Below are 6,493 nucleotides of genomic sequence, written 5' to 3'. Positions count from 1 at the left end.
GTTCTGCATTATCTCCCGTGGCACTGATTTTTAGAAGTTCTGATATGGTAGCTTTTTCTTCATTCTCTACATGGCTTTTAATGTCGTTACTGTTTTCTACGCGGATGAGCGAAGGCTGGTTAAATGTTTTACTATAAGTGCGGTTCGAAGCCTGTATAGCATGAGCAAGATCGTATATGTCATGTGTTATGCCTGTACTTTCGCTGTGCAGCATTCCATCCTCTTTAGGGTTATACGCAAAGCGTTTATGCTTGATCGGTGAAATTTCCATGGCGTACTGAATATTCTGTACATCCCGACCATAAAAAAGCACAACTTCTTTCTGCTCATCTGGTTTGCCAAAGTTGAGCTGTTTGCCATCGTAGAAAAACCATTCATGATATTCGCCCGATAAGCGGTTCAGAAATTCAAAATCACTTTCTTTGTATTGAATAAGATAATCGACAGGTTTTTTCCTACTGGCATTGCATGTGACTTTAAGGTCATTTACTGAGGTATCTTTTGTGGCTAGGGCTACAATTTCATTTAGATCTTTATCTAAGTAAGAACCCAAATCCGGACCACGGTCTATTAAAATAGTAGGACTATAGCCACTTACAATTAAAACGCCATTGTAGCCATGGTTCTGTGCGAGTTCTACCTTGGTAACCAAGCCAGCAAATTCTTGTAGTCCATTAACCTGATATCCGAATGAGGCTGTAAGTGTTTTACCTACAAAATCGCGGCTATCGTCAAGATTGATTAAACTCGGCAGGCCAAACTGATTCTGCTTAAACCGAAGTTCGAAATAATGATGCCCGTTAAATTGTTGCTCCAGATCGAATGAATCAAAGTGTGTTATGGCTTTGTCTTCTATATTGATTTCGGTGATGAGTTTTCTTTCCATATGAGGGCTATTAGAAAAAACAATAAATAAACACGAATGCTCATCTTCTTTTTTATTGCTGATGGTACCCGCTCATAACTTGTTAGACAAAAGTTTAACCAAATTTTAATGTTGCGTTAATGTTTAATAGGCAAGCGCTTGTTACTCCATCGGTTTTACATGGCAAAGCCCATTTTAAGTACTTCTAACACTTGTTTTTGAGAATGTGCTTTGTTGAAAAAAAATAAGTGCACTTTTTATAGCTTAAAACGAAACGAGTTTGGTTTACCATATTTCCCCATTTTGCGCTGCCTGTGTGGAAATACTTCCTCATATTCTTTATTATTTCTACAGTATGGCCTTTAAAATGTAAAGCCTTTAAGATAGCGGTAAAAGGGCTAAGGCGAAAAGCTTTATTACCATTTGCCAGGCAATAGGCAATTGTTTTAAAGGCATTGCAGCACAGCTTAAATAAGCGAAGTAAATAGACGGTTTGCTTTGGGCTTAAATAATTGGTAACGCAAAAATTAGTCAATCGTTTGCGCTGATATTTATGTTGTAATGCTCGTTTGCTTGTTCTACTTTTAAAGAATACAAATCAACAAAACCGAAAAGAACCAGCACAAATGCGTATCCATTTGCTTACAAAAACACTTGTTTTAGGGCTGTTAATAAGCTTATCTATTAATAGCTGGGCCCAAAAAGAAAACACCTTTGCCATAGGTGCCGAATCTTTTGAGCTTAATGGCAAGCCATATGTAATACGCTGTGGCGAAATGCATTTTGCCCGTATACCAAAAGCCGAGTGGAAACAACGTTTGCAAATGGCCAAAGCAATGGGTTTAAACACGGTTTGTGCTTACTTATTTTGGAACATACACGAAAAACAGCCCGGTCAGTTTACCTGGACAGGGCAGAGCGATGCTGCCGAATTTTGTAAACTGGCAAAAGAGGTTGGTTTATATGTAATATTAAGGCCAGGGCCATATTCTTGTGCCGAATGGGAGTTTGGCGGTTTCCCCTGGTGGCTGCTTAAAGATAAAAGCATCCGCTTGCGCACACAACATCCCTATTTCTTAGAAAGAGCCAAAAAGTACCTTTTAGCCGTAGGCAAACAGCTTGCCCCATTGCAGATTAGCCGCGGTGGCAACATTATTATGGTGCAGGTAGAAAACGAGTATGGTAGCTACGGCAACGATAAAGATTATATGAACATCATTAAAGCCAATCTGCAAGAAGCTGGCTTTACCGTTCCTTTATTTCATTGCGATGGGCCTTCGCAGTTAAAAAACGACCACCCTGAAGGTTTGTTCGCAGTGGTAAACTTTGGCAGCGGACCAGAAGCTAATTTTAAAGCCTTAAGGGCCATACAGCCTACAGGGCCGTTAATGTGTGGCGAATATTACCCGGGCTGGTTCGATAGCTGGGGCAGGCCGCACCACAAAGGCGATACCCAACGCATTGTAGCCGAATTAAAATACATGCTCGATAATAAAGCATCGTTTAGTATTTATATGGCGCATGGCGGAACAAGTTTTGGTACTTACAGTGGGGCCAATGCACCGCCTTACCTGCCGCAAACCAGCAGTTACGATTACGATGCACCTATTGATGAGGCCGGTAATACAACCGAAAAGTTTTACGCCATACGTAAGTTATTTGCCAATTACCTGCAAGAAGGAGAGGTATTGCCAGATGTACCTGCAGCAAATAAGATCCAGCAATTACAAACGGTTACGTTCTCCTCAATAGCTGTACTATCTAAAAACCTGCCTAAACCTGTATTGGCCGATACCGCAATGCTGATGGAAGATTTAGACCAGGATTTTGGTTGTGTGGTATACGAAACAAATTTAAACGCGGGCCAAAAATCGAACCTGGTGTTTAAAGACATTCACGATTATGCATTGGTATATATTGATGGTAAAAAGATTGGCGAACTGGATAGGAGAAAAAATAAATTCAGCATCGAAATTCCGGCCAGAACGCGCAAAAGTGTATTAAGGGTTTTGGTAGAAGCCACAGGCAGGGTAAACTACGGCTACCAGATGCTCGATCGGAAAGGGATCCATGGCGAGGTATACTTAACCGAAAATGGAAAACAGACTGTTTTAAAGGGCTGGAAAAATTATCCCATCAGGCTTGGTGAGGTAAATATTCCGCTCCGTTACGAAAAGCTTGGCAATCAACCTGCTGCGGCTGCTTTTTACAAAGGAAGTTTTAATGCCGATAAATTAGAAGATACTTACCTCGATATGGGTAAATGGAATAAAGGCCTAGTGTGGTTAAATGGAATGTGTTTGGGGAGGTACTGGAATATCGGGCCGACGCAAACCATGCTTGTACCGGGCAGCTGGCTCAAAAAAGGCAAAAATGAAGTGGTGGTGTTCGACCTCTTCGGAACAGAAAAACCTGCATTAAGCTTTTTAGATAAACCCATTTTGGATGTGGTGAACGAAAAACAGCCCGAACTGCACAAAAAAGATAACCAAAAATGGGTTTCGGATGCACAACAAGCTTATGCCGAAGGCAGTTTTGCGAACGATAATAAATGGCAGCAGGTTAGTTTTAAACCTGTAACCGCGCGTTATTTTTGTTTAGAAGCACTATCCGAGCAAAAAGGACAGCCTTATACCACGGTTGCAGAAATTGTACTGCTTGATGAAAAGGGGAACGAAATTCCGCGCAGCGATTGGAAAATAGTATATGCCGATAGTGAAGAACTGGGTGGCGATGACGGAAATGCGGCTAATGTTTTCGATTTGCAGTTTACCAGCATCTGGCACACGCAGTGGGAATCTAAATCGCCAAAACCACCACACCAGATCGTAATAGACCTGGGTAAAAATTACAGCATAAATGGATTAAAGCTATTACCCAGACAGGATAATGCCAATGGAAGAATTAAAGATTACAGATTATATTTTAGCCAAAAACTTTTTAAAAACCTTTAGCCCATTAATGCGCTGTAAGTGAGTGGTATTTGGCGCGAAAAAGTGCGAAAGAATAGCAAGTAAAACGTTTGTTCAGTATTAACCGGATCAATTAAAAAACTAAACAATAAATATTAAATAACACAAATGGAACGTAGAGATTTTATCAAAAATGGTGCATTTACGGCTGCTGGTTTAACCATCCTGCCAACCGGAAGTTTATTTGCATCATCAGACAGCGGAAAAGTAAGAGTAGGTTATATCGGTGTGGGTGCACGTGGTATGAGCCATATTTCTGAAGGTGCCTTAAGAGACGATGTAGAAATTGTTGCAATTTGCGATACCCAGGAAAGTTCACTCAAAATCTGTCGTAATTATATTGCCAAAAAAGGCAGACCAGCGGCAACAGAGTACACCGGTGGCTTAGATGCTTATAAAAAACTTTTAGACCGTAAAGATATTGATGCCGTAATTATTGCAACACCATGGCAGTTTCACCGCGACCAGGCAGTTGATGCCATGAAAGCTGGTAAATATGTAGGTTGCGAGGTAATTGCAGGTTTAAGTGTTCAAGATCACTGGGATATTGTAAACACTTCAGAAAAAACAGGCATGCCTTACATGACTTTAGAAAACGTTTGTTACCGCAGAGATGTAATGGCGGCTTTAAACATGGTTAGACAAGGTGTTTTTGGCGAATTGGTGCACCTTGAAGGTGGTTACCAACATAATTTAAGAAACGTACTTTTTAACAACGGTAAAGATTATTATGGTGGTGGGGTAGAGTACGGGCCAAAAGCATTAAGCGAGGCACAATGGCGTACGCAGTTCAATATCGATCAGGATGGCGATTTATATCCAACCCATGGTGTTGGCCCTTTAATGCAATATGCAAACATTAACAGGGGAAATAGCTTTACCAGCCTGGTATCGTTCAGCTCTAAAGCAAGAGGTTTGGCCGCTTACGTAGAAGAAGTTTCTCCTGGCCATCCTAACGCTAAAATTAATTATAAAAACGGTGATGTTACCACTACGATGATCAACTGTGCAAACGGCGAAACCGTATTGTTAAGTCACGATACCCACTTACCTAGGCCATATTCTATCGGTTTCAGGGTACAGGGAACAAAGGGCCTTTGGATGGATGTAAACAAATCAGTATACATCGATCATAAATCGAAGAAAGATGATGTATGGGATCCGGCTCAGGAATGGTTTGATAAATACGATCACCCGCTTTGGAAAAAATATCAAGCAGAAGCTGTAGGCGCTGGTCACGGTGGTATGGATTGGTTTGTATTTAATGGATTTATCCAGGCGGTAAAACAGAAAAAACAAACCCCTATTGACGTTTATGATTCAGTTACAATGAGTGTAATTATGCCACTTTCTACCAAATCGTTAAAAGAAGGAAATATGCCACAAAAATTCCCTGATTTTACAAAAGGAAAATGGAAAGATCGAAAAAATACTTTCGCTTTAGACGATAGTGGTTTTTAGTCTCGTTTGCGGGTAATGCCATATGGCTTACCCGCATAATTTAATAAGCAACTTTATTCAGGTTGATCAAATGGTTTGCCTGGAACAATTTTTATTCAAATATATATTACCATCTTATGTTTCAAGCAGTATTAGGTGCTTATGGACTTAACGCAGAAAAATTTAAAATTGAACCTTTCGGCTCGGGCTTAATTAACCATACCTGGAAAGTTTACAGTGAAAAATTAGCCTATATCTTGCAAGAGGTGAATACGGAAGTTTTTCGCCAGCCTCAAAATATTGCTCAAAATATTGAGACAATAAAAAAATATCTTGATCAAACAGCCCCTAAATATTTATTTGTTGCCCCAATTACGGCCACAAATGGAGATGATTTTGTGGTTATTGACGATCATTTTTACAGGATTTTTCCATTTGTGGAAAATTCTTGCTCTATTGATTTTGTGCATCAGCCTGAGCAGGCTTACCACGCTGCTAAGCAGTTTGGTAAATTTACCAGGATGCTTTGTGCCTTCAATGTACAAAAATTAAAGCCCACTATAGAAGATTTTCATAACCTGCCTTTACGTGTAGAGCAGTTTAAAAAAGCTTTAGAACAAGCTAGCGATGAAAGGATTAGTGAGGCGAAATTTGCTATAGAAGAGATTATCAGACATTACAATATAGAAGAGCAGTATGTACACATGGTAGATAGCGGTGCGCTTAATTTACGTGTTGTACACCACGATACCAAAATTAGCAATGTACTGTTACAGGCCGAAACCGGGGTAGGCTTATGTGTAATCGATTTAGATACCGTAATGCCCGGATACTTTATCAGCGATGTGGGCGATATGATGCGTACTTATCTCTCAGAAGCCAATGAAGAGGAAAAGGATTTTAGTAAAATAGCCATTAGAGAAGACGTTTTTGCCGCAATACATAAAGGTTATATGGAAGAAATGGATCAGGTTTTGGCCTTTACCGAAAAACAGTTCTTTATTTATTCGGGTAAATTTATGATTTACATGCAAGCGGTAAGGTTTATAGCCGATTTCTTAAATGGCGATATTTACTATAAAACAAATTATCCTGAGCACAACTTGGTGAGGGGCTTAAATCAGATCGATTTATTAAATAAGTACGTCGCCAAAGAATCGAAATTTGAAGAGATTATTAAGAAAATTAATCAAAATAGAATAAATGACTCTAAAAT

Annotated in this window: 4 protein-coding genes; 3 read left to right on the top strand and 1 reads right to left on the bottom strand. The window is 39.7% G+C overall.

The features are described from left to right. The coding region (locus AC1DPQ_RS14050) for a contractile injection system protein, VgrG/Pvc8 family (protein WP_477609823.1) at positions 1-886 on the bottom strand (886 nt) is incomplete at its 3' end. Positions 887-1,491: 605 nt separating this feature from the next. On the opposite strand from AC1DPQ_RS14050, the gene AC1DPQ_RS14045 reads away from it, so the two are divergent. The 3 genes from AC1DPQ_RS14045 to AC1DPQ_RS14035 all read left to right on the top strand — a co-directional run. After that, positions 1,492-3,819 (top strand): beta-galactosidase, encoded by a 2,328-nt coding sequence (locus AC1DPQ_RS14045; protein WP_477581092.1) that lies wholly within the window; start codon positions 1,492-1,494, stop codon positions 3,817-3,819. A gap of 126 nt (positions 3,820-3,945) precedes the next feature. Beyond that, entirely contained in the window at positions 3,946-5,298 is a 1,353-nt protein-coding gene (locus tag AC1DPQ_RS14040; protein WP_477581094.1) for a Gfo/Idh/MocA family protein, read from the top strand. A gap of 116 nt (positions 5,299-5,414) precedes the next feature. Continuing rightward, positions 5,415-6,493, top strand: a 1,079-nt coding sequence (locus AC1DPQ_RS14035; protein ID WP_477609821.1) for a phosphotransferase enzyme family protein, incomplete at its 3' end; no start/stop codon positions are given.

Source organism: Pedobacter sp. 01T416_2 (genome assembly GCF_056398925.1).
The sequence above is the reverse complement of the archived record's forward strand: the minus strand, read 5'-3'. Positions and strand labels throughout refer to the sequence as shown.